This window comes from Actinoplanes sichuanensis (assembly GCF_033097365.1).
Classification (GTDB): Bacteria; Actinomycetota; Actinomycetes; order Mycobacteriales; family Micromonosporaceae; genus Actinoplanes; species Actinoplanes sichuanensis.
The window spans coordinates 7,403,011-7,427,311 of sequence record NZ_AP028461.1 but is presented as its reverse complement, the minus strand read 5'-3'; the positions used below and the strand labels follow the sequence as shown (position 1 = coordinate 7,427,311).

General features: G+C 70.8%; 21 protein-coding genes. 12 read left to right on the top strand and 9 right to left on the bottom strand.

The window, feature by feature from the left end; genetic code table 11:
- Positions 1–46 precede the first annotated feature (46 nt).
- The 3 genes from Q0Z83_RS34135 to Q0Z83_RS34125 all read right to left on the bottom strand — a co-directional run bounded on the left by Q0Z83_RS34135 (position 47) and on the right by Q0Z83_RS34125 (position 5,110).
- Positions 47–3,127, bottom strand: coding sequence for an efflux RND transporter permease subunit (locus Q0Z83_RS34135; RefSeq protein ID WP_317787361.1), 3,081 nt, complete (start codon positions 3,125–3,127; stop codon positions 47–49).
- 133 nt (positions 3,128–3,260) lie between these two features.
- Positions 3,261–3,929 (bottom strand): response regulator, encoded by a 669-nt coding sequence (locus Q0Z83_RS34130; RefSeq protein WP_317787360.1) that lies wholly within the window; start codon positions 3,927–3,929, stop codon positions 3,261–3,263.
- Positions 3,926–5,110, bottom strand: coding sequence for a sensor histidine kinase (locus Q0Z83_RS34125; protein ID WP_317787359.1), 1,185 nt, complete (start codon positions 5,108–5,110; stop codon positions 3,926–3,928). Before Q0Z83_RS34125 ends, Q0Z83_RS34130 begins: the two co-directional genes overlap by 4 nt.
- A gap of 175 nt (positions 5,111–5,285) precedes the next feature.
- Here Q0Z83_RS34125 and Q0Z83_RS34120 point away from each other — a divergent pair, with 175 nt between their 5' ends.
- From Q0Z83_RS34120 to Q0Z83_RS34110, 3 genes are read left to right on the top strand one after another with little or no spacing between them, the layout of a single operon-like run.
- Positions 5,286–6,068, top strand: coding sequence for a polyphosphate polymerase domain-containing protein (locus tag Q0Z83_RS34120; RefSeq protein ID WP_317787358.1), 783 nt, complete (start codon positions 5,286–5,288; stop codon positions 6,066–6,068).
- Between the two features lie 5 nt (positions 6,069–6,073).
- Entirely contained in the window at positions 6,074–6,751 is a 678-nt protein-coding gene (locus Q0Z83_RS34115; RefSeq protein ID WP_317787357.1) for a DUF4956 domain-containing protein, read from the top strand.
- Positions 6,751–8,328 (top strand): CotH kinase family protein, encoded by a 1,578-nt coding sequence (locus tag Q0Z83_RS34110; RefSeq protein WP_317787356.1) that lies wholly within the window; start codon positions 6,751–6,753, stop codon positions 8,326–8,328. The genes Q0Z83_RS34115 and Q0Z83_RS34110 overlap by 1 nt, the downstream gene beginning before the upstream one ends.
- Positions 8,329–8,431: 103 nt before the next feature.
- On the opposite strand, the gene Q0Z83_RS34105 is transcribed toward Q0Z83_RS34110, so the two are convergent.
- Positions 8,432–10,939, bottom strand: coding sequence for an HAD-IC family P-type ATPase (locus tag Q0Z83_RS34105; RefSeq protein ID WP_317787355.1), 2,508 nt, complete (start codon positions 10,937–10,939; stop codon positions 8,432–8,434).
- Between the two features lie 284 nt (positions 10,940–11,223).
- Between Q0Z83_RS34105 and Q0Z83_RS34100 the strand changes: the two genes are divergently transcribed.
- Both Q0Z83_RS34100 and Q0Z83_RS34095 read left to right on the top strand, forming a co-directional pair.
- Positions 11,224–12,204, top strand: coding sequence for a glycosyltransferase family 2 protein (locus tag Q0Z83_RS34100; protein ID WP_317787354.1), 981 nt, complete (start codon positions 11,224–11,226; stop codon positions 12,202–12,204).
- Positions 12,194–13,303, top strand: coding sequence for a glycosyltransferase (locus tag Q0Z83_RS34095; protein ID WP_317787353.1), 1,110 nt, complete (start codon positions 12,194–12,196; stop codon positions 13,301–13,303). The genes Q0Z83_RS34100 and Q0Z83_RS34095 overlap by 11 nt, the downstream gene beginning before the upstream one ends.
- Here the strand turns inward: Q0Z83_RS34095 and Q0Z83_RS34090 are convergent.
- From Q0Z83_RS34090 to Q0Z83_RS34080, 3 genes are read right to left on the bottom strand one after another with little or no spacing between them, the layout of a single operon-like run.
- The gene (locus tag Q0Z83_RS34090) at positions 13,296–14,753 is read right to left on the bottom strand and encodes a methyltransferase domain-containing protein (protein ID WP_317787352.1); all 1,458 of its coding nucleotides are present in this window, start codon (positions 14,751–14,753) and stop codon (positions 13,296–13,298) included. The two genes, Q0Z83_RS34095 and Q0Z83_RS34090, sit on opposite strands and share 8 nt — an antisense overlap.
- A complete protein-coding gene (locus Q0Z83_RS34085) occupies positions 14,750–15,565 on the bottom strand; it encodes a hypothetical protein (RefSeq protein WP_317797185.1) in 816 nt (271 codons plus the stop codon). Before Q0Z83_RS34085 ends, Q0Z83_RS34090 begins: the two co-directional genes overlap by 4 nt.
- A gap of 47 nt (positions 15,566–15,612) precedes the next feature.
- Positions 15,613–16,434 carry an SGNH/GDSL hydrolase family protein gene (locus Q0Z83_RS34080; RefSeq protein ID WP_317787351.1) on the bottom strand — a complete coding sequence of 274 codons (822 nt, stop codon included), beginning with the start codon at positions 16,432–16,434 and terminating at the stop codon, positions 15,613–15,615.
- Between the two features lie 71 nt (positions 16,435–16,505).
- Between Q0Z83_RS34080 and Q0Z83_RS34075 the strand changes: the two genes are divergently transcribed.
- The 4 genes from Q0Z83_RS34075 to Q0Z83_RS34060 are packed head-to-tail and all read left to right on the top strand — an operon-like array spanning position 16,506 to position 19,695.
- Positions 16,506–16,832, top strand: coding sequence for a SelT/SelW/SelH family protein (locus tag Q0Z83_RS34075; protein ID WP_317787350.1), 327 nt, complete (start codon positions 16,506–16,508; stop codon positions 16,830–16,832).
- On the top strand, positions 16,832–17,908 hold the full coding sequence (locus Q0Z83_RS34070; RefSeq protein ID WP_317797184.1) for a calcium:proton antiporter: 1,077 nt from the start codon (positions 16,832–16,834) through the stop codon (positions 17,906–17,908). The genes Q0Z83_RS34075 and Q0Z83_RS34070 overlap by 1 nt, the downstream gene beginning before the upstream one ends.
- A gap of 27 nt (positions 17,909–17,935) precedes the next feature.
- Entirely contained in the window at positions 17,936–18,649 is a 714-nt protein-coding gene (locus Q0Z83_RS34065) for a TIGR03943 family putative permease subunit (protein WP_317787349.1), read from the top strand.
- Positions 18,646–19,695, top strand: coding sequence for a hypothetical protein (locus Q0Z83_RS34060; protein WP_317787348.1), 1,050 nt, complete (start codon positions 18,646–18,648; stop codon positions 19,693–19,695). The genes Q0Z83_RS34065 and Q0Z83_RS34060 overlap by 4 nt, the downstream gene beginning before the upstream one ends.
- Here Q0Z83_RS34060 and Q0Z83_RS34055 read toward each other — a convergent pair.
- Positions 19,681–21,084 carry a PepSY-associated TM helix domain-containing protein gene (locus Q0Z83_RS34055; protein WP_317787347.1) on the bottom strand — a complete coding sequence of 468 codons (1,404 nt, stop codon included), beginning with the start codon at positions 21,082–21,084 and terminating at the stop codon, positions 19,681–19,683. The genes Q0Z83_RS34060 and Q0Z83_RS34055 overlap by 15 nt on opposite strands.
- A 262-nt stretch (positions 21,085–21,346) precedes the next feature.
- On the opposite strand from Q0Z83_RS34055, the gene Q0Z83_RS34050 reads away from it, so the two are divergent.
- Positions 21,347–22,000, top strand: a complete 654-nt coding sequence (locus Q0Z83_RS34050; RefSeq protein ID WP_317787346.1) for a copper resistance CopC family protein — start codon at positions 21,347–21,349, stop codon at positions 21,998–22,000.
- Between the two features lie 11 nt (positions 22,001–22,011).
- Positions 22,012–22,731 carry a YcnI family copper-binding membrane protein gene (locus tag Q0Z83_RS34045; RefSeq protein ID WP_317787345.1) on the top strand — a complete coding sequence of 240 codons (720 nt, stop codon included), beginning with the start codon at positions 22,012–22,014 and terminating at the stop codon, positions 22,729–22,731.
- 62 nt (positions 22,732–22,793) lie between these two features.
- On the opposite strand, the gene Q0Z83_RS34040 is transcribed toward Q0Z83_RS34045, so the two are convergent.
- A complete protein-coding gene (locus Q0Z83_RS34040; protein ID WP_317787344.1) occupies positions 22,794–23,180 on the bottom strand; it encodes an MmcQ/YjbR family DNA-binding protein in 387 nt (128 codons plus the stop codon).
- A 124-nt stretch (positions 23,181–23,304) separates the two neighbouring features.
- On the opposite strand from Q0Z83_RS34040, the gene Q0Z83_RS34035 reads away from it, so the two are divergent.
- Entirely contained in the window at positions 23,305–24,255 is a 951-nt protein-coding gene (locus Q0Z83_RS34035) for a sulfite exporter TauE/SafE family protein (RefSeq protein ID WP_317787343.1), read from the top strand.
- The last annotated feature ends 46 nt before the right edge of the window (positions 24,256–24,301 follow it).

Sequence of the window (24,301 nt, the reverse complement as noted above, 5' to 3'; positions counted from 1 at the left end):
GTGGCCGACCACCCCGGAGGGTGACCGGCCACGAGCGGCTGACGGGTCAGCCCACCGCCACGGGTTCGGGAGCGGCCGGTGCGGGTGCCGGCACCGGGAGGCGGCGCAGGCGGCGGGCCTCCCGGCGAGACTCGATCATCGTGTAGAGGACCGGGATCAGTACCAGTGTGAGCAGCGTGGAGCTGACCAGACCGCCGATCACGACGACGGCCAGCGGCTGGGAGATGAAGCCGCCCGCCCCGGTGATGCCGAGGGCCATCGGCAGCAGAGCGAAGATGGTGGCCAGCGCGGTCATCAGGATGGGCCGCAGCCGCCGTAGCCCGCCCTCGACGACGGCTTCGGTGACCGTCATGCCGCGTTCGCGGTACTGGTTGATCAGGTCCATCAGCACGATCGCGTTGGTGACCACGATGCCGATCAGCATCAGGATGCCGATCAGGGCGGCCACGCCGAGCGGTGTTCCGGTGACCAGCAGCAGGGCGATCGCGCCGACGAACGCGAACGGGATCGACACCAGCAGGATCAGGGTCTGCCGGATGCTGCGGAACACCGCGACGAGGATCAGGAACACCAGGGCGATCGCGACGGCGATCGCGAGTCCGAGCTGCGCGAAGGCCTCCGACTGCTGAGCGGCCACCCCACCGGTCTCGAACGAGGACCCGGCCGGCGCGGTCAGCTTGTCGAGGGCGGCCCGCACCGCCGAACTGGCCGCGCCGGTGTCGTCGCCGACCGGAGTGGCGGTGACGGTGTTGGTGCGTTCGCCGTCGACCCGGGTGCGCTGGACCGGACCGTCGACCTCGGTGACGGTGGCGACCTTGTCGAGCCGGACCGGCCCGGCCTGGGTCATGACGTTGACCGCCTTGAGGGCGGCCAGGTCACCCGGTACGGCGGTGCCGGTGCTGACGACCACGTCGTGCCGAGTGCCGTCGACGGTGACGCGGGTGACGGTGGCGCCCTGCACGGCCTGCCGGAGCGCGCCGACGATGGCCTGGTCGGTCAGGCCGTACCGGGCGGCGACCTCGCCCTTGGCGACGATGCTGATCTGCGGGGCGCTCTCGGACAGGTCGCTGGTCACGTCGGTGACCTCGGCGACACCGGCGAGGGCTTCGGTGACCTGTGCGGTGGCGGTCTTCAGAGTGGCGTCGTCGTCGGCGCGGACGGACACTTCGATGCCGCTGCCACCGAAGCCGCCGCCTCCGCCGCCGACGCTGATCTCTCCGGCGCCGGTGATCGTGGCGAGTCTCGCTTCCAGGGCGTCCTCGACGACCGTTGCGTCGGCGTCGTCGGTCAGGTTGAGCGTGTAGGAGACGCTGCCGGCGCCGCCACCGCCGCCGAACAGGCCGCCCGACGAGCCGATCCGAACCTGGTACGACGCGACGCCGTCCAGTCCGGTGAGAGCCGCCTCGACCTGCTGGGCGGCCTTGTCGGTGCCGGCCAGGTCGGTGCCGGCGGGCAGCGTCTGGGTGATGCTGAGGGTGCCCTCGCCGGACTGGTCGATGAAGCTGGTCTTGAGTCCGCCGGCCATCGCGACGGTGGCGACGAGCAGCGCCGCGGCGATGCCGAGGACGGTTTTGCGACGGCGTACCGAGAAGGCGATCACCGGCAGGTAGATCCGCTGGAGACGGCCCTGCCGTTCCTCGGCCTCGACCCGCTGCCGGTAGGTCTCCGGGTCGATCCCGGCGGCGTCGGTCGGGGCCTTCAGGAACCAGTAGGCGAGCGCCGGCACCACGGTGAGCGAGACCAGCAGCGACGCGAGCATGGCCACGGTCACGGTGATCGAGAAGGAGCCGAAGAGTTCACCGACCATGCCGGACACGAACGCGATCGGCAGGAAGACGGCGACCGTGGTGAGGGTGGACGAGGTGACGGCGGAGGCGACCTCGCGGACGGCGGTGATGATGGCGTGGCGGCGGTCTTCGCCGTACCCCAGATGCCGTTTGATGTTCTCCAGGACCACGATGGAGTCGTCGACGACCCGGCCGACGGCGATGGTGAGCCCGCCGAGGGTCAGGATGTTGAGGGAGTAGTCCTGCGCCCATAGCACGATCAGCGCGATCAGCAGTGACAGCGGGATGGACACCGCGGTGACCAGGGTGGACCTGGCCGACCGCAGGAACAGCACGATGATCAGGACGGCCATCAGCAGGCCGAGCGCGCCCTCTTCCAGGAGGCCGTCGACGGATTCCTTGACGGCGGGGCCGTTGTCGGACACGACGGTGAGGGCGGCGCCGGAGCCCAGGGCCGTGGTCAGTTCGGGCAGCAGGTCACGGACGTCCTCGGAGATCGAGGAGGAGCTGCCGCCGTGGTCCATCGTGATCGAGACGCCGAGACTGGGCTGCCCGTTGGTACGCGTGATGGAGACGGCCGGACCGTCGGCCCGCCGTACCTCAGCCAGGTCGTGAAGTTGTCGTGGTTTCGTCCCGGTGTTGATCCACAGGTTCTCGACCTGCTCGATCGAGGTGACCGGGCCGCCGACGGCGAGGCTGAGGTCGCGTCCGCCGGCGGCGATCGAGCCGGCCGAGGAGGTGCCGCCGAGGTTGCTCAGGGCGGTGATGATCGCCTGCGTGTTCGCCGGGTTGGTCGGGGTGACCGTGAGGATCTGGGCGCGGGCGCCGGAGACGGTCACCTCGTTGACGCCGTCGACGGCCTGAAGTGCGGGAACCACCCGGTCGGTGAGGGCGTCGGCGGTGGTTCCGGTGGCGGCCAGCGTGATCGTCGGCATGTCGCCGGTGCTGCCGGTGCGGACCTGCGGGTCGACGTCCTGGGGGAGGCGGGTACCGAGTCTGCCGATGGCCTGTTCGACCTCGGCGGCCGCGTCGTCGATGTCGGTGTCGAAACCGAACGACAGCTGGACCGTGGCGGTGCCCTGCCGGGAGACGGAGGTCATGCCCTCGACGCCGGTCAGGTTCTGGACGGCGTCCTCGAGAGGCACGGTGACCTGCTGTTCGACCACTTCGGGGGCGGCGCCGGGATAGGTGGCGACCACACTGACGGCCGGGAACGACAGGTCGGGCAGCAGTTGCTGCTTGAGGGAGGCCGCCGCGTAGCAGCCGAGGGCCACGACGAGTGCGGCGACGATGGCCACCAGTTTGCGGTGGGCCAGACTGAGACGGGCGAATATCGACACCCGGAAAGTGTCGATTCCGAGGCGTGCCGGAATCGTCGTCCAGCGGCGGGCGAAACGGCTACCGCGAGTGCGGTAATCCGGAAGCGGGCAATACCGCCGCCGCGGTCACTGACAGCCGGTCCTCAGCGTGCTCTCAGCCGCGGGACACGTTGACCAGGCCGCTCTGGTAGGCGACCACCACGAGCTGCGCCCGGTCCCGGACGCCGAGCTTGGCCATCGCCCGGTTGACGTGCGTCTTCGCGGTCAGTGGGGACAGGAACAGCCGTTCGCCGATCTCGTCGTTGGTGTAGCCGTGCGCGACCAGCACCAGCACCTCGCGTTCCCGCTGGGTGAGCTCGTCCAGCGGCACCGCCGTGACGGCCGGTCCGGGGCCGGGCTGGCTCTGCAGGTGGTCGAGCAGGCCGCGGGTGGCGCGCGGGGAGAGCAGGGCATCACCGGCGGCCACCACCCGCACGGCGTGGATCAGCTCGTCGGCGCCGACGCCCTTGCCGAGGAAGCCGCTGGCCCCGGCCCGTAGCGCGAGCATCACGTTGTCGTCGTTCTCGAACGTGGTGAGCACCAGGATGCGTACTCCGGCGAGGTCGTCGTCGGCGGCGATCCGGCGGGTCGCCTCGATGCCGTCCATGCCGGGCATCCGGATGTCCATCAGGACCACGTCGGCCCGCCGCTGCCGGGCCAGTTCGACGGCTTCACGACCGTCCATCGCCTCCCCGACGATCTCGATGTCCGGCTCGGAGTCCAGGATCATCCGGTAGCCGGCGCGGATCAGCGCCTGGTCATCCGCCAGCAGAACGCGAATCACGATTTGTCCTCAAAAGGTAGGGTGGCGCAGACGAGGAAGAGGTCCGGGGTGTCGCGGACGTCGAGAGTCCCGTCGGCGGCGGTGGCGCGTTCCCGCATCCCGACGATGCCGTATCCCGAACCGGTGCGGTGTTCGGTGCTGGGCGGATTGGTGACATCGATCGTCAGGGCTCTCCCGGACCAGGTCAGGGACAGGGCGGCGGAGCCGGTGCCGTGTTTGTGTGCGTTGGTCAGCGCCTCCTGCACGATCCGGTAGGCGGCCAGGTCGGTCAGCGCCGGCAGTTGCCGTTCGGTGCCCGTGGTGTCGACGGTGACCGTCAGCCCGGCCGCGGCGACCGTCTCCAGCAGCGCGGGCAGCCGGGACAGTCCGGGCGCCGGTTCGGTGTTCACCACCGGATCGTCCGACTGCCGCAGCACCCCGACGATCGACGACAGCTCCTTGAGCACGTCGTCACCGGCGTGCCGGATCAGGTCGAGCGCCGGCCGCACCTGCTCGGGCCGCCGGTCGAGCAGATGACTGGCCGCGGCGGCCTGCACACTGATCACCGCGATGTGGTGGGCGACCACGTCGTGCAGCTCCCGGGCGATGCGCAGCCGCTCCTGGATGACCCGCCGCCGGGCCTCCTCCTCGCGGGTCTGCTCGGCCCGGCGGGCGCGTTCCTCGACCTCGGCCAGGTAGGCGCGGCGGCTGCGGGTGGCGTCGCCGAACGCGGTGGCCATCCCGACGAAGGTGAGCGTGGGCAGGCTGTCCAACACGAACGGGTCCCGGCGGCGCAGCGCGTCGGCCAGGTAGATGGCGCTGCCGCAACCGGCGACGAGCAACCAGGTGGTACGGCGGTCGGTGCGCGAGGCGACGGTGTACGCGACGATCCCGCCGGCCAGGATCAGTAGCGGATGCCCGTGCTGGGTGATCGTGTACTGCGCGACCAGCCCGGCGGTGACCACGATGAGAACCGTGCGGGGGAACCGGCGCCGCCCGGCGACCGCGCCGACCGCGACCACGGCGGCCACCCAGTCGATCGGCGTCATCTGCCGGTCCCTGGGCAGCCCACCGGTCCGCCAGTAGATGAACAGCGACAGGGCCAGCAGCAGCGAGGCGATCGTGCTGTCGACGGCGGTCGGATGCCGGGTGGCCAGGGCACGTAGCCCGGCCCGGCGCGGAAGGACGGTTCGGCTGACCATGGCCTGATCAACGGTAGTGCCGGCGGGGTGGCGGGGCGTCATCCAGCGGTGGTAGCGACCGGTACCGCCGCTGAAGTAATCACCACCTCGTCCACCTGGGGTTCATTCGCCGTTCCCATGAGATTCACAGGATTCATCGAGGTTTCTCTGTCTTCGTTATCCCTAGATATGGGGCATGACGTCCCTGCACTCGTTCAACCGGTACGAGATCAAGTACCTGCTGCCCAGCGATCAGGTCCCGGACCTGCGCCGGGAACTGGTCGCCCGGATGGATGCCGACAGCCACGGCACCGAACGCGGCTACGGGGTGTGGAGCACCTACTACGACACCCGTGACCTGCGGTTCTACTGGGAGAAGATCGAGGGTCTGAAGTTCCGCCGGAAACTTCGGGTCCGCCACTACGGCGACCGGAACGACGTCAGCGACGACACGACGGTGCACGTCGAGATCAAGCAGCGGGTCAACCGGGTCACCCAGAAACGGCGGGTGGCGCTGCCGTACCACCTGGCCCGTGATCTCTGTGACGGCCGGCAGATGGTGGACCATGAACCGCGACAGGCCGCCTTCCTGGAGGAGGTCCTGGAGCTGATCTCGGTGCTCGACCTGCGGCCGGTCGCGATGACCGGCTACCAGCGGGAGGCGTATGTCGGCCGGGACGCCGACGTGGGCCTGCGCGTCACCCTCGACCACCGGGTCCGCGGCCGGGACCGCGATTTCCACTTCGCCGCCGACGCGGAGAACCGGCTGATCGTGCCGGCCCGCCTGTCCGTGGTCGAGTTCAAGGCCAACGAGCGGGTGCCGTACTGGCTCACCGATCTGGCCGCCCGCATGAACATGTCGATCGTGCGGGTCTCCAAGTACTGCCAGAGCGTCGAGGCCTTCGGTAGGGCCCCGCGTTCGATCTTCCATGTTCCTGAAATCGGGCACAGTCCCGATTCCGAGACTGTCGAGGTCTGAATATCATGCCCTTCGAAGTACAGGACCTGTCCGGCACGTTCAGTGTCGGTGACATCGCCATCGCGCTGTCGCTGTCGTTCCTGCTGAGCGCGTTCATCGCCTGGGTCTACCGGTTCACCCATCGCAACGTGTCGTACTCCCAGTCGTACGTGCAGACGCTGGTCATCCTCGGCATGCTGATCGCGCTGATCATGCTGGTCGTCGGCTCCAACATCGCGCGGGCGTTCGCCCTGGTCGGCGCGTTGTCGGTGGTCCGGTTCCGGAATGCGATCAAGGAGACCCGCGACGTCGGGTTCATCTTCCTGGTGATGGGCGTCGGGATGGCCGCCGGCACCCGCTTCTACACGCTGGCGATCGTGGCCGCGGTCGCGATCAGCCTGGTCATCCTGGTGATGTACCGGTTCAACTGGTTCGCCTCCAACGTGCAGCGCCAGGTCGTCAAGGTGCAGGTGCCGCCGGACGGCAACTACACGCAGAACATCCAGGACGTGCTGATCACCCTCACCTCGGAGTTCGAACTGATCAGCATCGAGTCGATCCGCGGCGGGGCGTTGACCGAGCTGATGTACACGGTCCGGCTGAAGAAGGGCACCGAACCCGGCGAGCTGATCGGCAAGCTCGGCGAGCGCACCGGCGGACAGCGGGTCACGGTTCTGACCGGGTACGACCAGACGGACCTCTGATGAAGCGCCGGCTGGTCCACCGGATCCCGGTGCGGGTCCGGCACTACTGGAAACTGCTCGCCACCTGCGCGGCGACCCTGCTGGCGTTCGCCGTGGTGTTCAGCACGGTCCGGGTCGCCCCGCTGGTCACCAGCGCCGGCGACGAGGACGGAGACAAGGTGACGGTGAACCTCGCCGGCACCACCGACCTGTTCGACGCGACCACGGCGCACACCGTCAAGCTGACCTTCCACGACGACGACTACCAGCGGGTGCTCGACGCCTTCTGGAACGACGACGAGAAGGAATACCTGGAGGCCGACCTGACCCTGGACGGCACGGTCATCCCGAGCGTCGGCATCCGGCTGAAGGGCAACTCGACGTTGCAGAGCGTCACCCGCAACGGCGAGTCCCGCCAGCGCGGCGGTTTCGGCGGCGCCCGCCAAGGCGCTCCGCAGGGCGGTGCCGCTCCGCAGGGCGGTGCCGCTCCGCAGGGCGGGGGCGGCTTCCGAGGAGGCGGCATGGGCATGGGCGGCCGCGCCTCGCTCAAAGCCGAGGAACCGGAGACTCTGCCCTGGCTGATCCGCTTCGACGAGTTCGTCGAAGGGCGCCGCTACCAGGGACACCGCGAGATCGCGGTGCGCGTCGGCGGCATGGGCGGCGGCGCCGCGGTGCTCAACGAGGCCGTTTCGCTGAACGTCCTCGCGGCGGCCGGTGAGATCACTCAGCGGTACGCCTACACGAGCTTCACCGTCAACGACCGCCCCACCACCGCCCGGCTGCTGGTCGAGCACCCGGACGACGAGTTCGCCGACACCGTGGCCACCGCCACCGGCCACTCCGGAGTGCTCTACAAGAGCCTGGCCAGTAGTCGGTTCACCGACCAGGGCGACGACCCGACCGAGTACGCCGACGACTTCAAGCAGATCAACAAGAAGGGCAGCCAGGACCTCCAACCGGTCATCGACCTGATCCAGTGGGTGAACAGCGCCAGTGACGCCGAATTCGACGCGAAGCTGGCCGACCACGTCGACGTCGAGTCGTTCGCCCGCTACGTCGCCACCCAGAACCTGCTGGTCAACTTCGACGACATGGCCGGACCGGGCCGCAACTACTACCTCTGGTACGACCTGGACACCAAGAGGTTCTCGGTCGTCGGCTGGGACTACAACCTGACCCTGTCCGGCGCGGCCGACCAGGACCCGTCCCAGTCGGTGAGTATGGGCGGCGGTGGGATGCGCGGCGGCGGCGGTTTCCCCGGCGGCGGCGATTTCCAGCCACCGGAGGGCATGGAGATGCCACAGATGCCGCAGGGCGGGGGCGGCGGTCGGGGCGGCTTCATGAGCGGACACAAACTCAAGGAGCGTTTCCTGGCCGCCGCGGCCTACCAGGACGTCTACCGGAAGGCGTACAAGGAGCTGTTCAACAAGATCTACGGCAATGCCGCGGCGCTCAACACGATCACCGCGATCACGACGGTGATCGGCACCGTCGACGGCGCGGACCCCGCGGCTGTGAAGACCGAGGCCGACAACCTGACCACCCTGATCCGGGAACGCACCCGGTTCCTGGCCACGCACCAGTTCATCACCGGGTGACACCCGGCCGGCTGTCCATGGCCCCCCATGACAGCCGGCCGGGTCCTTCCTCCGGTAACGACCGGGCCGACCGTCGGCACGGCCCGCCCCGACTTGAGAGGAATCAGCGCCGCGGTTCGTCCAGGCCGAGAAGCCTGTCGAAAAGGCGGAACCGGAAGACCACGGTCAGCGTGAGATACCAGAGGATCAGCGCCGGCAGCACCACGAAGAACACCGGCTTCGACGGGCCCATCAGACCGAAATAGTTCCACAGCACCGGTACGCACAGGATCGCGCTGAACACCACACACAGTCCCAGCACCAGTAGCGCCGGCCGTTTGTCACCGGTCGGCGCGGTCCACGCCGCGAACGCCCGCGAGCGTGGCGCCAGGAACAGGATCAGCAGGAACGACGCGAAACAGAAGAACGTCGACAGGCCGGTCTGGGCCAGGATCGTCGCCGACGCCGTGGTGAAGTCGGCGTCCACCCCGTACGTCAGGCCGGTGGTCTTCTCGAACTCGTGGATGATCCGCGCCGGGGTGCGACCGGGCTGGAACCCGTGCGAGATCATGCTGTACAGCGCCGTGTAGATGGCCGTGCCGAAGGTCGCGGTCACCACCGACGCGGGCGCCACGAACCGGACCAGGTTGCGCAGCATGTCCGGGTCCGGCCGGCCACGCCCGGCCCAGAACGTGAGGAACACGGTGGGGATGCCGACCGTGAACATGGTCAGGCCCACCTGCGTCGGCGAGTACGGGAAACCCAACTGCAGCATCGTCACGGCCAGGATCACCAGGCCCTGACTGGCCACACGCGCCAGGAACACGTACAACGAGATCCCGATGCCGTTGATGATCTTCCGGCCCTCGTGCTGGGCCGGTGGCAGCGCCGCGAAACTGTCGTCGACCAGCACGATGTCGGCGACGTCCCGGGTCACCGCGCTGCCGCTGCGCATGGCCACGCCGACATGCGCCTGCTTGAGGGCGCGGGCGTCGTTCACCCCGTCGCCGATCATCGCGACGTAGCGGCCCTGCCGGCGTAGCGACCTGACGATGCGTTCCTTGTGCTCCGGGGCGACCCGGCCGAACACGCTGGTCCGGGCGACCAGTCGGTCCAGCCCCGGATCGTCGAGGTCGTCCAGGTCGCGGCCGGGCACCGGGTCGGCGCCGCCCAGCCCGGCCCGGGCCGCGATCGCCGCGACCGTCCGCGGGTCGTCGCCGGACAGCACCTTCAGATCCACCCCGTCGGCCTGGAACCGGGCCACCGTCTCGACCACGTCCTCGCGTAGTTCGTCGGCGAGCACCGCCAGCGCCATCGGCTCCAGCATCGGCAGGTCCGGCCGGCCCGCCGCGTCCCGCAGACCCGCCTCGGGCTCCTCGGTCCGGGCCAGCAGCAGCACCCGCAGCCCGCGCCCGGTCCGGTCGATGATCTCGGTGGCCTCCACCGGCTGCCGCAACCGGTCGGCCAGCGCGTCCGGGGCGCCCAACACCCACGTGCCGGACTCGGTGACCATCCCGGACCAGCGCAGCGACGACGAGAACGGCACCTCGTCACGGACCTCCCAGACCGGCCCGCCCAGCGACCCGGCGATGGCCAGACAGGTCAGATTCGGGGTGGTGGCGTTGTGGGCGAGCCCGCCCAGCGCCTCGGCGGCCTCGTTGTACTCGCGCACCCCGAGCGGGACGATCTCCTCCAGGGTCAGCTGACCGGTGGTCAGCGTGCCGGTCTTGTCGGTACAGACGACGTCCACGTTGCTGACCGACTCGACCGCGTTGACCTGCTGCACCAGCGCCCCACTGCGGGCGATCCGGACGGCACCGGCGGTGTAGGCCAGGGCGATCAGAAAGAACAGCCCATACGGTACGAGACCCGACAGCACCGCGGTGATCTGGACGACCCGCAGCACGCTGAACCCCTCCAGCGCCGCCTGCGCCAGAATGCAGCCGCTCATCAGCGCGGTCAGCGCCATCACGACCCGCACGATGAACTCGATGCTGCGCTGCAGCGGGGTCCGGTCGGTGGTGGAACGCCGGGCCTCGGCGGTCAGCCGGCCCGCGTAGCTGTGCACCCCCACGTCTCGGGCCTGCTGGTGCCCGTCACCGGCCACACACAGGCTGCCCGAACGCAGGTCGTCGCCCGGGTGCTTGACCACCGGGTCGGACTCGCCGGTCAGCAGCGACTCGTCGGCCTCCAACCGGCCGCCGTCCAGCAGCGGCCCGTCCACCACGATCTGGTCACCCGGCCGCACCCGCAGCACGTCACCGCGAACCACCCGGTCCGGGGCGATCTCCACCTCGCGGCCGTCCCGGACGACCAGCACCCCGCCCCGGTCCAGCAGTTGCAGCCGGTCCAGTTTGCGTTTGGCGCGGATCTCCTGAGCCGCGCTGATCACCGCGTTGATCAGGCCCAGGCCGACGCTGATCAGGGCGTCGCTGTACTGGCCGAGGCTGAGCAGGGCGGCGCCGATCACGAACAGGATCAGGTTGAAGAACGAGAAGACGTTGGTCCGCAGGATCTCGCCGTAACCGCGCGACCCGCCCTGCACGGCGGTGTTCGCCTCACCGCGCCGCCGTCGGGCCTCAGCCTCCGCCTCGGTCAGCCCGTCGATCGGCGCGAGTATCACCTGTTCCACCAGATCGAGACTAAACACCCAAAAGCCGCTCCACGCCGGTGATGAAGATGTTCAGGTCGAAGTCGAGCCGGGCGTCGGTCCCGGATCCCTGGTCTTCGCGTGGGAGCAAACCGGACTTCGGGTGACACCGATTGTTCGGCTTCCGTGTGCCGTTCGGCACTCTTCTGCTCGCCGGCACGGCGTCCGGCATTAACTCTGCCGCCGCCCACCGCCCATAGCTTCGACTCGATCACGCCCGGCCGCGCCCCGCCCCCGGTGGCGCCCCAGCCCAAGCGAGTCGACTCATGCCTGCACTCCCGGACGTCAGCGTCGTCATCCCCACGTGCAACCGCCCGGACCTGGCCGTCCGCGCGGTTCGCAGTGCTCTCGCGCAGACGCACGGTGACCTCGAGGTGATCGTCGTGGTCGACGGTCCCGACGACGACACCACCACCGCCCTCGCCGCCGTCGGCGACGACCGGCTACGCGTCGTGGTCCTGCCCGAACGCGGCCGCGCCCCGCACGCCCGCAACGTCGGCGCCGCCGAGGCCCGCGGCCGGTTCACCGCCCTGCTCGACGACGACGACGAGTGGCTGCCCGGCAAGATCGAGACGCAGCTCGCGCTGGCCGCCGGCTCCGACGCGACCCATCCGATCGTCGCCACCCGGCTGATCAACCGGACTCCCCGCGCCGACTCGGTCATGCCCCGCCGGCTGCCCGCCGCCGGTGAGCCCCTCAGCGAATACTTCACCGTCCGGCGTGGCCTCTTCTACGGCGACGGTTTCATCCAGACCTCCACGATCATGGCGCCCACCGACCTGTTCCGGCGGGTGCCGTTCACCGTGGGGCTGCGCCGCCAGCAGGAACTCGACTGGGCGCTGCGGGCCGTCCGGGAGGACGGTGTGGAGCTGCTCTACGCCGAGGAACCGCTCGTGCTCTGGCACCAGGACGAGGACCGGGAGCGGATCAGCCTGCACAACCCCTACGACGAACAGCTCGAATGGCTGCGCGACAACCGCCACCTGTTCACCCCGCGGGCGTACGCCGCCTTCACCCTCAGCGTGATGAGCTCGATGGCCGCGCCCGGCCGGGCGGGCCGTCACTTCCGCGAACTCCTCACCGAAGCCCGCCGCCACGGCCGCCCGGGCGCCCTCGACTACCTCACCCACCTGCAGATCTGGGCCCTGCCGCCGGCCGTCCGGGCCCGCCTGCGCGATCTCGTCGTGGGCCGCCGTTCCGCCGCCGACAACACCACCCCCGCGCCCGAGCCGGTCGATGTCGCCTGACCGGCGGCGGGTAGCCGTCTGGCGCAGCGCGATGCTGCTCGGCTCGGAGACGTTCATCCGCGCCCAGGGCGACGCCCTGACCCGCTGGGAACCGGCCTACCTGGGCGCCACCCGCATCGACTCGGCCCTGTCCCGCCCGGACGACGTGATCGTCTTCCCGGACGGCCCGGCCGGCCGCCGCGAATTCCTCGGCCTGCGGCTCGGCGGCACGTCACCCCGCCTGCGGGCGGTGCTCGCCCGGGTCCGCCCCGAACTGGTGCACGCCCACTTCGGCGGCGACGGCTGGCTGATCAGCCGGACCGCCCGGCAACTCGGCATTCCGCTGATCGTCACCGTCCACGGCCACGACGTGACCCGGCAGCCGCAGAGCTCCGGCCTGCATGGACTCCGCTACCGCCGGAACCTGCGATCGGTCTTCGGCCGGGCCGCCCTGGTCATCGCGGTCTCCGAAGTGATCCGTGACCGGGCCGAGGCGTGCGGCGCCGACCCCGCTCGGATACGCGTGCACTACACGGGCGTGACCGTCCCACCCGCCGTCCCGGTCGTGCCGAAACGCTGGGACGTCGTGTTCGTCGGCCGTCTCGTGGCCAAGAAGGGCGTCGACGATCTGCTCACCGCCCTGTCCCTGCTCGACTCGCCACGCCCGCGGGCGCTGCTGATCGGCGACGGACCGCTGCTGCCCGAGATGCGTGCCCTCGCCTCTCGACTCCGCCTCGACGCCACCTTCGTGGGCGGCCTGGCGCCCGAGTCGGTCCAGCGGCACCTCGCCGAATCCCGGATGCTCGCCGCCCCGTCCAAGACCGCCCCCGACGGTGACACCGAAGGCCTGCCCACCACCATCCTGGAAGCCGCCGCCCTGGGCCTGCCGGTGGTCGCGACCAGGCACAGCGGCATCCCGGAGGCGGTGCTCGACGGCCGGACCGGCCTGCTCACCCCGGAGGGCGACCCGGCCGCCCTGGCCGGATCGATCGCCCACCTCCTCGGCGACGCCGAACTGCGCCACCGGATGGGCGCCCAGGCCCGCGAACACGTCGCCGCCCACTTCAACCTGGCCACCCAGACGCTCCGGCTGGAGTCCCTCTACGACCAGGTCAGCTGAGACGGCGTAGTGCGGCCCTGGCCAGGTGCTTGCCTCGGCGGACGCCGCCCAGGACGGCGGTCGCCGCACGGCCGCCCGTGGTCGCCTTCAGGACGGTGATGATCTTGTGGGCTCGGGAGAGGTCGGACTGAAGGGTGGCGGTCCTCTGCTCGTACCACGTCAATTGCGCCTTGGCCTCGGCCAACTGCTCGGCGAGACGGTCGTGTGCGGCGGTGAGCTCCCGCAACGTCGACGGGGTCGGCCTCGGGGCCGGAGCCGGATCCACCGGAAGTCCGGACATGGCCGCCAGCAGTGAGTCCGTGCCCTCGACCGGCCACAGGTGGGCCAGGCCCTCGTCGTGCAGGGCGGCCGCGAGCTGCTGAAGCGGTGACTGGCCGGGAGCCGGCGACAGGGTGCCGGCGGGGGCGTCGGTCGTCGGGAGCAGGGTGCCGTCGGGGGTGCGGAGCAGGGCGTCGGCGGGGTGGGCGGCGTGCGGGCCGGACTGCCAGGCGGTCAGCAGGGTGCGGAACTCCGGCTGGTCGCCGGAGCGGGCGGCGGCCAGCAGGGCGTCGTGGAGACAGATTCCGGGCGGCACCGGGCCGAGGGTGCCGACGGTCCAACCCGAGGCGGTACGCACCAGCCGCTCTTGCCCGAGCAGGCCGTCCGGCAGGGGCGACGGATGATGGCCCGGGTACGCGGCGACGACGATCCAGGCGGGTGCGAGTCCACCGGCCAGCCCGTGACGCAGCAGGTCGGCGGCGAGCGGCCGGGAGTCGGCGAGCAGTGGCCCGGCGGGCAGTCCGGCCCGCCGCAGCGCCGAGGTGAGGTACCCGTGCAGGTTCGGATCGGTGAGCGCGTCCTCGTCGAGCAGCACCGACGGCGACTCGGGCGACGGGTGGGCCGCCCAGTCCCGCAGTACGTCGAGTCCGGCCGACCGCAGGTGGGCGCGGAGCCGTTCGAGGCCGGCGGGTCGGGTCGGGTCGGTGGCCGGGAAAGCCGACCAGGCCTCGTCGCCGGGGGTTCCGGTGCCCGCGTAGAGACGGTGCAACCCGACCGGGTTGGCCACCGACAACAGCAGTCGCCCACCGGGACGCAGCACGGCCAGCAACTGGGCGACCCCGGCCGCCCACGGCAGGTCGGCGGTCTCGGTGGAGCCGGTGCGGTCCAGCCCGTCCAGGGCCACCACGGTGTCGTACGCCGGAACCGCCGCGAGTTTCGCCAGGCTCCCGCAGCAGACCTGGATCCCGGCGCGCCCGGCCCACCGCCCGGCCAGCTCGTCGGCGTCCGGTACCCCGCGCACCAGCACGGTCACCTGCCGCGCCGGGATCGCCTCGATGAGCTCCGGTTCGTGCGGCCCGACCACGAGGACGTGTCCGCGGGCGGTGGCGGCGAGTTCCCGCAGTGGCGCGCCACGCGCCGGGGACCGGTCCGACCAGTGCGGCATCTCGCCGCCGAGAAGAAGCGCCGTCATGTCGTGGTCCAGTGGAAGAGGTGCCGGAGCTCGGCAGGGGACAGGGTACGGTCGGCGCCGAGCTCGTCGACGGCGATGGCGTGCGCGGTGGCCGTGTCGATCTTCGGGCCGTGCAGGTCGGCCCACTGGCGGCGGATCCGGTTCCGGCCGCCGAAAAGGTCCTGCTCGCCCTGCAGCTGCATCGGATCGCCGTAGACGGCCGGTTCGCAGCCGGCCAGGATGCCGTAGAAGACGGCGGAGCACAGCCGGTTCGACGCGACCCGGCGGTGCCGGCGCTGTTCGGCGAGCTGCCGGGCCAGGAATCCGGGGTCGAGGTCCTTCCACCAGCCACCCCGGTAGCCGTGGCAGATCACCCGGAAGCCGGCCTGCTCATAGCGCCGCCGAACCCGTACGGTGCGATATTCCTGCCAGTAGAGGCAGACGGTGACCGGCCCGGATTCGGTGTCGCGGATCTCGGCGATCAGCCGGTCGTGGTCACCTTCGACGTGCTGGCCCTCCCAGCCGTGGAACGGGTACCAGATGGTGCCGTCCCGTTCGGCGTCGTCGGCCTCGGGTTCCATCGCGGTCAGGTACGCCCACGGGGCACCCACCACGTGCACCTGCCGGCGGCCCATCGACCAGGCCCGGCGCCGGGTCCGTTCACTCCAGACGAACGTCGGGACACCCGGGACGAACTCGTGGTCGGGGGCGAGGCCGTCGCCGATGTTCCAGCCGTGCTGCAGGTAGCCGTGGATCCGTGGCGGATCGGCCTCGAATCCGCAGTACCGGGCCAGCACGAAGGAGTGCCCGTAGTAGTGGTTGGCGTGGTGCACGCCCCATCCCATCGTGGGAAGGCGTACACCACGCAAACACCAGACGATCAGCCGGTGACGGCGAACAGGGCGGCGGCGTACGCCTTGTGGCCCTCCGGAGTCGGGTGGTACGACTCGGACAGGTTGTCCCGCAGCCCGTGGATCCACGGCTCCTTGGTGCACGCCTCGTGACCCTCGAAGGCCTTGCGTACGTCCACGAAGGTGAAGCCGGCCGCCTTGACCCGGCCCTCGATCAGCTCGTCGAGCGAGTCGGCGCCGTCGTTGAGGGCCTTGCGTCGGGCGTCGCCGAGCGCGTCGCAGGACACCCCGGCGGCACCCGGCGCGGCCACCAGGTGCGGATACCCGGTGACGAACACCTTCGCGTTCGGCGCCGCCTCCTTGATCATCTGGTAGAGCGCGTCCAGTTCGGCCGGCAGGGCGCTCTCGACGGTGGTGACCGCGGTGTCGACCGACGTCTTGCACGTCGCGTCGGTACCCAGCAGGCACGTCTGGAGCGACTTGGTCCAGCCCGCGTCGTTGCCGCCGACCGTCAGCGTCACCCAGCCGGTCTTCTCGTTCAGTGCCCGGAGCTGCTCGAACCGGACATCGTTGATCTTCGCGCCGGCGCAGGTGGCGTCGGTGATGGTGCCGAACGAGGCGACCGTGCGCAGCGTGGCCCACAGGTGCGGATAGCCGCCGTCCTTGCTCTGCACGCAGGTGGTGCTCTCCCCGTAGTTCCCGGCACCCAGCCCGGCGGCGTACGAGTCACCGAGCGCCACGAAATCACGGGCCTCCACGGCTTTCGTGGCGGCCTCCTCGGCGCCGCTACAGGCCGTGAGGGCGGCCAGCACCGCCACGGTGGTCGCGACCGGGATCCAGCGTCGCTTCAAGGCAACTCCTTAACGAAAGATAGATCCCGTGAATAATGCATGACGGCCGCGGTCCGGCATACTGCTGACCTGTGACGACTCGCGAACCCCGCCTGGAGATCGAGTACTGCACCCAGTGCCGCTGGCTGATGCGGGCGGCCTGGACGGCGCAGGAGCTGCTCACCACGTTCACCACCGACCTGGGCGAGGTGGCCCTGGTCCCGGGCGTCGGCGGCGTCTTCGAGGTCCGGCTGGGCGCGGAGACCCTGTGGTCGCGCAAGGCCGAGGGCGGCTTCCCCGAACTGGTCCATCTCAAGCGTCTGGTCCGCGACCGGATCGCCCCGGGTCGATCGCTGGGGCACAGCGATGGGCACAAGTCCGGCGAGTCGAGCGGGAGTAGGGCAGAGTCGGACGGGTGATGTCCCGCTGGACGTTGTACGTCCCACTGCTGGCCCTGTTCACCCTGATCCTCACCTTCGGCCGGGATCTGCCGACGGCGCTCGTGGCGGTGGTGTCGTTGCTGCTGGCGGGCGCGGTGCTGGCCGCGGTGCACCATGCCGAGGTGGTGGCGCACCGGGTCGGGGAGCCGTACGGCTCACTGATCCTCGCCGTGGCGGTGACCATCATCGAGGTCGCGCTGATCGTCACGCTGATGGTCAGCGGCGGGGAGAAGGCGCAGTCCCTGGCCCGGGACACCGTCTTCGCCGCCGTGATGATCACCTGCAACGGCATCCTCGGCCTGTCCCTGCTGGTCGGTGCGCTGCGCCGGCGTTTCGCGGTGTTCAACCCGGAGGGCACCGGCGGCGCGTTCGCCACGGTCACCGCGATCGCCACGCTCAGCCTGGTGCTGCCGACGTTCACCACGAGCCGGCCCGGACCCCAGTTCAGCCCGGCCCAGCTGGCCTTCGCCGCGGTCGTGTCGCTCGGCCTCTACCTGCTGTTCGTGGCGGTGCAGACCCGTCGGCACCGGGACTACTTCCTGCCGATCACCACGGCCGGTGAGGTGATCGACGCCGAGGAGCATGTCGACCCGCCGTCCGGCCGGACCGCTCTGCACAGCCTCGGCCTGCTGCTGGTCGCCCTGATCGCGGTGGTCGGACTGGCCAAGGGCGTGTCGCCGGCGATCGAGTCGGGAGTGGCCGCGGCCGGACTGCCGCAGTCCGTCGTGGGTGTGGTGATCGCCCTGCTGGTGCTGCTGCCGGAGACCATCGCCGCGGTCCGCGCCGCCGCCCGGGACCGTATGCAGACCAGCCTCAACCTGGCCCTCGGCTCGGCGATGGCCAGCATCGGCCTGACGATTCCGGCGATCAGCGTGGCCATGATCTGGCTGGACGGGCCGCTGCTGCTGGGCCTCGGCGGCACCGAGATGGTGCTGCTGGTGCTGACCGTCGCGGTGGGTACGCTGACGATCGTGCCGGGCCGGGCCAACATCCTCCAGGGCGGCCTGCATCTGAGCCTCGCCGCGGTGTTCCTGTTCCTGGCCGCGAGCCCGTGATCCACGCCGCACGGTAGATTGCTGCCGGTGAACAAACAGGCCCAGGCCGTCGTGCTGTTCCTCTTCGGCGGCGCGATCCTGAAGGCGTCGCTGACCGACCTCTACCTGCGCTATGTGCAGGAGGCGCTGCGACCGTTCCTGATCGCCTCCGGCGCGCTGCTGGTGTTCGCCGCCGCCGCGACCCTCTGGTATGACCTGCGCGGCCGGCGGGGCCCGGACGAGCCGCACGACGAGCACGGCCACCATCACGAGCCGCAGGTCGGCTGGCTGCTCATCCTCCCGGTGCTGGGCCTGCTCCTGATCGCGCCCCCGGCCCTCGGGTCGTACACCGCCGAGCAGACCGGCACGGTGCAGATCGGTGCCGAGTCGGACTACCCGCCCCTGCCCGAGGGCGACCCGACCACGGTCAGTCTGCTCGACTACGCCTCCCGGGTGATCTACGACGAGGGCCGCAGCCTGACCGGCCGCCGCCTGCAGTTGACCGGTTTCGTGACCACCGGCGACGACGGGGTGCCGATGCTGGCCCGGATCGTGGTGAGCTGCTGTGCCGCCGACGGTCGCCCGATCAAGGTGGGCCTGACCGGCGGCCCGCCGATGGACGTGCCGGCCGGGACGTGGCTGCAGGTCACCGGGACCTACACCGAGAAGCGTGGCAAGGACCCGGTCAACCAGGCCGACGTCGCGTTCCTGCAGGTGACTGAGTGGCAGCCGGTCAGCGCACCGAAGCAGCAGTACGAATGAGCGCCCGCTCCACAGTGGCCCTCGGGGTGGCCCTGCTCGCGGCCGGCGCCCTGCTCGCCGGTGGCCTGCCCGAGCAGCCCGCCGCCCCGGTGACGTCGGCCGTCCGGCCCACCGCCGAGCAGGAGTGGCCGGCGGCGGCCCGCGCCGACCTGCGTGACCTGACCGTCGAGCCGCTGCTGTTCCTGGACGCGACGACCGCGGTCGGCCAGGTGACCGACGGCGATTTCGTACGGCTGCTGGTGGAGAAGGCCGGTATCGCCCGCGAGTTGCGTCGCCTGCCGGCCGCCGACGACCCGCGGTTCGAGGCGATGACCGTCTCCGGTGACGAGCTGATCTGGGCCGAGTCGTCGGGCAGCCGTCCGGTGGAGATCTGGGCGGTCCGGCGTGACGGCGGCGACGCCCGGCTGATCACCGCCGACACCGGCAACACGCTGTTCTACGGCAACCAGTACGACCTGGTCGTGGACGGCGGCCGGGTGCACTGGGTGGCGGGTGAGGGCGACAAGACCACCCAGATCCGGTCGGTCGCGCTGACCGGCGGCGAAGTGGACGTCCGGGAGGAGCCGGGCCGCTGGTCGCTGTCGGCGTGGCCGTGGCTCACCGACGACACCGGCGCCCAGTCCGGTCAGGTCCGGATGCGGGAGATGACGACCGGCCGGGAGGTGCGGGTGCCGTTCTCCGGCGCCGAGTGGGGGATGTGCGCCCCCACCTGGTGCCGGGTGATGGTGATGAACGGTGAGGGCCTGGCCCGGATCGACGTGATGCGCCCGGACGGCACCGACCGTCGCCGGGTGGCCGGACCCGGCACCCAGGCCGCGGTCAGTGACGTCGCCGTGCTGGACCGGTTCGAGATCCTCTCCGAGCCGGGGCCGGAGTTCGACCTGACCGGCACGGCCGGCCTCGTCGTCCACGACCTGACGACGGGCCGGACCGTGACTCTCTCGGCGGGGGCCGACCTGGCCGCCACCAAGGACGGCATGCTCTGGTGGTCGACCGGCACCCAGGAGACGGCCGTCTGGCACACCCTGGATCTAAGAACCGTGTGACGGTCTGCCGCGCAGCGACAGCAGGGCGTCGACCACCAGGAAGGCGGCCAGCGGGATGCCGAACAGCGGCAGTGCCCAGCCGAGCGCGAAGACCACCGGCACGCCGACCACGATCGCCCACGCGGGCAGCCCGAGCCAGGCGCCCCGGGCCGGTGCGGCGCCGACCACGGCACGGCGGTCGTCCCGGGTCGGCCGTCGCTGCCACCACATCCGGTAGCCCCACAGGATCACCGACAGCAGACCGATCGCGAGTGCGGCCAGCAGCAGCTGGTTGACGATGCCGAACAGGATGCCCATGTGCGCCTGCACGCCGAGTTTGGTGAGCTGGGCCAACACCGGCCAGTCGGCGAAGTCGCTGCGGGCGACCACGGTGGAGGTGGCCGGGTCGACGGCGATCCGGTCCAGGCTGACCGGCCAGGTGTTGTCGATGCCGGAGACGGTCCAGGCGGCGCCACCGGTCTCCGGCAGGCTCAGCTCGACCGGGCCGGACAGGCCGTTGTCCCGGGCCACCCGCAGGACGGTGTCGGCTTGGGCCGGGTCCACCGCGACCGGCGCCTCGCTGCCGGCGCCGTGGTGGCCACCGGCGGACGGGGTGGCCCCGGGAACCTCCAGGGCCGGGCGGCGACCGTCCAGGGCGTCGAGCGCGATCTCGAAGTTGCCGCCCGCCCAGCGCGACCAGGTGAGACCGGTCGCGGCGAGGATGAGTAGGCCGAGGCTGATCCACAGGCCGGTCGCGGCGTGCCAGCCCCGGGTCCGGCGCACGCCCTTCTTCGCCGACAATTCGGGAGCGAGCATCTTGCGTACGCTGCGCCGGCGCCGCCACCACAGGACGATCCCGCCCAGGGTGAGCACCCACAGCCAGCTGGCGGCCAGTTCCGAGTAGTTGCGGCCGAGGTCGCCCAGGTGCAGGTTGCGGTGCAGGTCGTCGAGCCAGGTGGTGACCGGCGTCGAGCCGTACCAGGTGGTCAGCTGCCCCTGCACCGTGCCGGTGTGCGGGTCGACGTAGACGGTGTGCTGCTTCTCGCCCAGGTCGGGCTGGGCGAACACGACCCGGGTGGTCTGCTCGCCGTCGGCCGGCTGCACTGCCGCGATCGTGCCGTCCGGGTGGGCGGCTCGGGCGGCGGCGATCTGGTCGGCCAGCGGGAGGACCGGGCCGCTCGTGGTCGCGGCGGTCAGCTTGTCGCCGTACAGGATGCCGTCGAGCTGTGGTGTCGCCGTGTAGAGCAGCCCGGTCAGGGCCGCCACCGCCAGGAACGGGGCGACCAGCACGCCGGCGTAGAAGTGCAGGCGCAACAGCAGGGCGCCGAACGCGCCGGTGCGGCGCGAACCGCGGGCCGGCGGCGCCGCCGGGGTCACCGGCGCGGTGGTCAGTTCGGGTGTCACGGCCATCGGCTGTCCTCGTCAGGGTGTCGGCGGCGCGGAAGTGCGCCGGCATCCAGGGGGAAACGCAGTCGACGCCCGGGCCTTGGCGGCGTCGCAGCATTGGTCGCCGGATGTGGCCCCGAAGTTCCCAGAGACTTTTCAGGCACTTGAGATCGATGAGCCGGGAACTACGGCCCGCCGACCGGCGACTAACGGGCGTCACCGACCTCCCCATCTCGTGGGGTACCGCCACCCCGTGGGGCACTGCCCAGAAGGACCTGTTGAACGAATGGACCACACCGATCGGATCCGCGGTCTTCGCCATTCCGGGCGAGCGGCCACCCGCCTGAGCCGGCCCCTGCTGGCCCTGGCCGCGCTGCTCGCCGTGCTGCTGCCCGGCGTTCCGGCGTGGGCGCACAACGCGCTGGCCGAGGCGAACCCGGCGAAGAACGCCACCCTGAAGAAGTCGCCCTCCGAGGTGAAGCTGCGGTTCCTGCAGAAGCTGAACCCCGACTACACCACGATCACGGTCAGTGACGCCGCCAAGGCGAAGGTGGCGACCTCGGACCCGAAGGTGGACGGGGCGACCGGCTCGGTGACCTTCGGCGCGCCGCTCGTCAACGGTGTCTACACGGTGGCCTACCAGGTCGTCTCCACGGACGGGCACACCGTGAAGGGGTCGTACCAGTTCACCGTGAACGACCCGGCGGCAGTCGAGCCGTCGTCCGCCCCGCCGTCCCTTGCGGCGACGACGGAGCCGGCGCCCGCGGCGACCACCTCCTCGGCCACCACCTCCCCGGCCACCACCTCCCCGGCCACCGTCGACCTGGCGGAAAAGTCCGAAGAGTCGTCAAATTCTACGCTGTATGGTCTCATCGCCGGCATCGTGGTCGTCCTCGCCGCCGGCGCCGCTTTCCTGTTCATCCGTCGCCGCAAGGCGTGAAGGGGTCCCCCATGAAGCAGTCCGCGCTGCGGCGCGTCGCCACCATCTCCGCCGTCGCCGCCGTGTTCGTGCTCGGCGTGGCCGGGCCGGCCGCCGCGCACGTGACGGTCAACCCGGGTACCGCCACCCAGGGCGGCTACACGAAGGTGTCGTTCCGGGTCCCGAACGAGAGCGACAGCGAGTCGACCACCAAACTGGAGGTCAACCTGCCGGCGGAGAGCCCGATCGGGTCGGTGTCGGTCAAGCCGGTGCCGGGCTGGACCGCGGTCGCCGAGAAGTCGAAGCTGGCCACCCCGGTCAAGGTCCACGAGAGTGAGATCACCGAGGCGGTCAGCAAGATCACCTGGACCGCGGCGGCCGGTTCGGAGATCAAGCCGGGCACCTTCCAGGAGTTCGACGTGTCGCTCGGGCCGCTGCCGGAGGTCGACCAGCTGGTCTTCAAGGCGCTCCAGACGTACTCCGACGGCACCGTGGTCCGCTGGATCGACGAGCCCGCCACCGACGGCACCGAGCCGGAGAGCCCGGCCCCGGTCCTGAAGCTCGCCGCCGCCGGAGCGGCCCCGTCCGCGGCCGCGCCCACCCCGACCGCCGCCGCGGCCGCCGAGGAGGGCGACACCGGCGACAGTGGCGCTGCCTGGGGCATCGCCGGCCTGGTCGCCGGTCTGGCCGGCCTGATCCTGGGCCTGCTCGCCTACCGCAAGGCCGCGAGCACCACCACGCCGGCCGCCTGACGCCCGCGCGCCCGGCCCGCGGTCCGTGCCGCGGGGCGCCGCCCGCCGCAGTGCGCGTTCGATCAGCGTGATTCCTGTTCGAGGCCGGCCGTCAGGCCGGCCTCGATCTCGTCCGGGGCCCGCATCCGCCAGGCATCCGTGATCAGCTCCCTCAGCCGTTCGGGTGTGACCCGCTCCAGTCGCAACATCACCAGTGGTAGCCCGTCGTAGCCGGGTGTGGTGAAGAACATGTCGGGCTCGCCGAGTAGCAGAGCCTGTTTCTCCGCTTCGTCGCCGACGAACAGAACCGCCACATCCGTACGGATCACCCGCGGTTTTCCGGGTAGACGTTCCGGATATGACCAGACGAATCCCCTCCCGGAGACCCGGAAGTCGAAGCCGTCACTGTCGATCTCCTCGACCTCGGGCAGGGCGAGCGCGACCCGGCGCACGTCATCAGCGTCACTCACGGTGGTCATTCTGCAACATGTCTGTCGACATCCGTGGCAATTGATTGCTTGCCTACTGGCTAGCTAGGCTTCTATTCTCCGATCCAAGAACTAGGAATTCCCCCTCCCACTCCGGCGGTCCGACATGCAGAAGCTCCTCCTCCTAGCCCTGGTCGGGCTGGGTGCTCAGCTCGTCGACGGCAGCCTGGGCATGGCCTACGGCGTGACCTCGACCACGCTCCTCCTGGCGATCGGCACGAACCCGGCGGCCGCCTCGGCCACCGTGCACCTCGCCGAGATCGGCACCACCCTGGTCTCCGGCATCTCGCACTGGCGGTTCGGCAACGTCGACTGGAAGGTCGTCCTCAAGATCGGCGTCCCGGGCGCGATCGGCGCCTTCGCCGGGGCCACCGTGCTCTCCAACATCTCCACCGAGGTCGCCGCGCCGCTGATGGCGGTCATCCTGCTGGTCCTCGGTCTGTACGTGTTCATCCGGTTCACCTTCCAGGGCCTGCCCAAGGGTCAGCTCGGCAAGCCGCTGCGCAAGCGGTTCCTCACCCCGCTCGGCCTGGTCGGCGGCTTCGTCGACGCCACCGGTGGCGGCGGCTGGGGCCCGGTCGGCACCCCGGCGATCCTGGCCAGCGGCCGGCTCGAACCCCGCAAGACGATCGGCTCGATCGACACCAGCGAGTTCCTCGTCGCCATCGCCGCCAGCCTCGGCTTCATCTGGGGCATCGGCAGCGAGAACATCGACTACGGCTGGGTGCTGGCCCTGCTGATCGGTGGCGTGATCGCCGCCCCGCTCGCCGCCTGGCTGGTCCGGCACATCCCGCCGCGCGTCCTCGGCGCCGCGGTCGGTGGTGTGATCATCCTGACCAACACCCGGTCCCTGCTGCGCAGCGACTGGATCGACGCCCCCGACGCGGTCCGCTACGTCTTCTACGCCGTCATCTACGTCGCCTGGGCCGCCGCGATCGTCTACTCGGTGCTCCAGTACCGCAAGCACGCCGCCGAGGACAAGCAGATCATCGCCGAGGCGGAGGGTGCCACGGCCACCGGCGCGGTGCCCGACGACAAGGCGACGGCCAACGCCTGACAGCGCCGAATCGCGGCAGATGCCGGGGTCCCCTGCGGACCCCGGC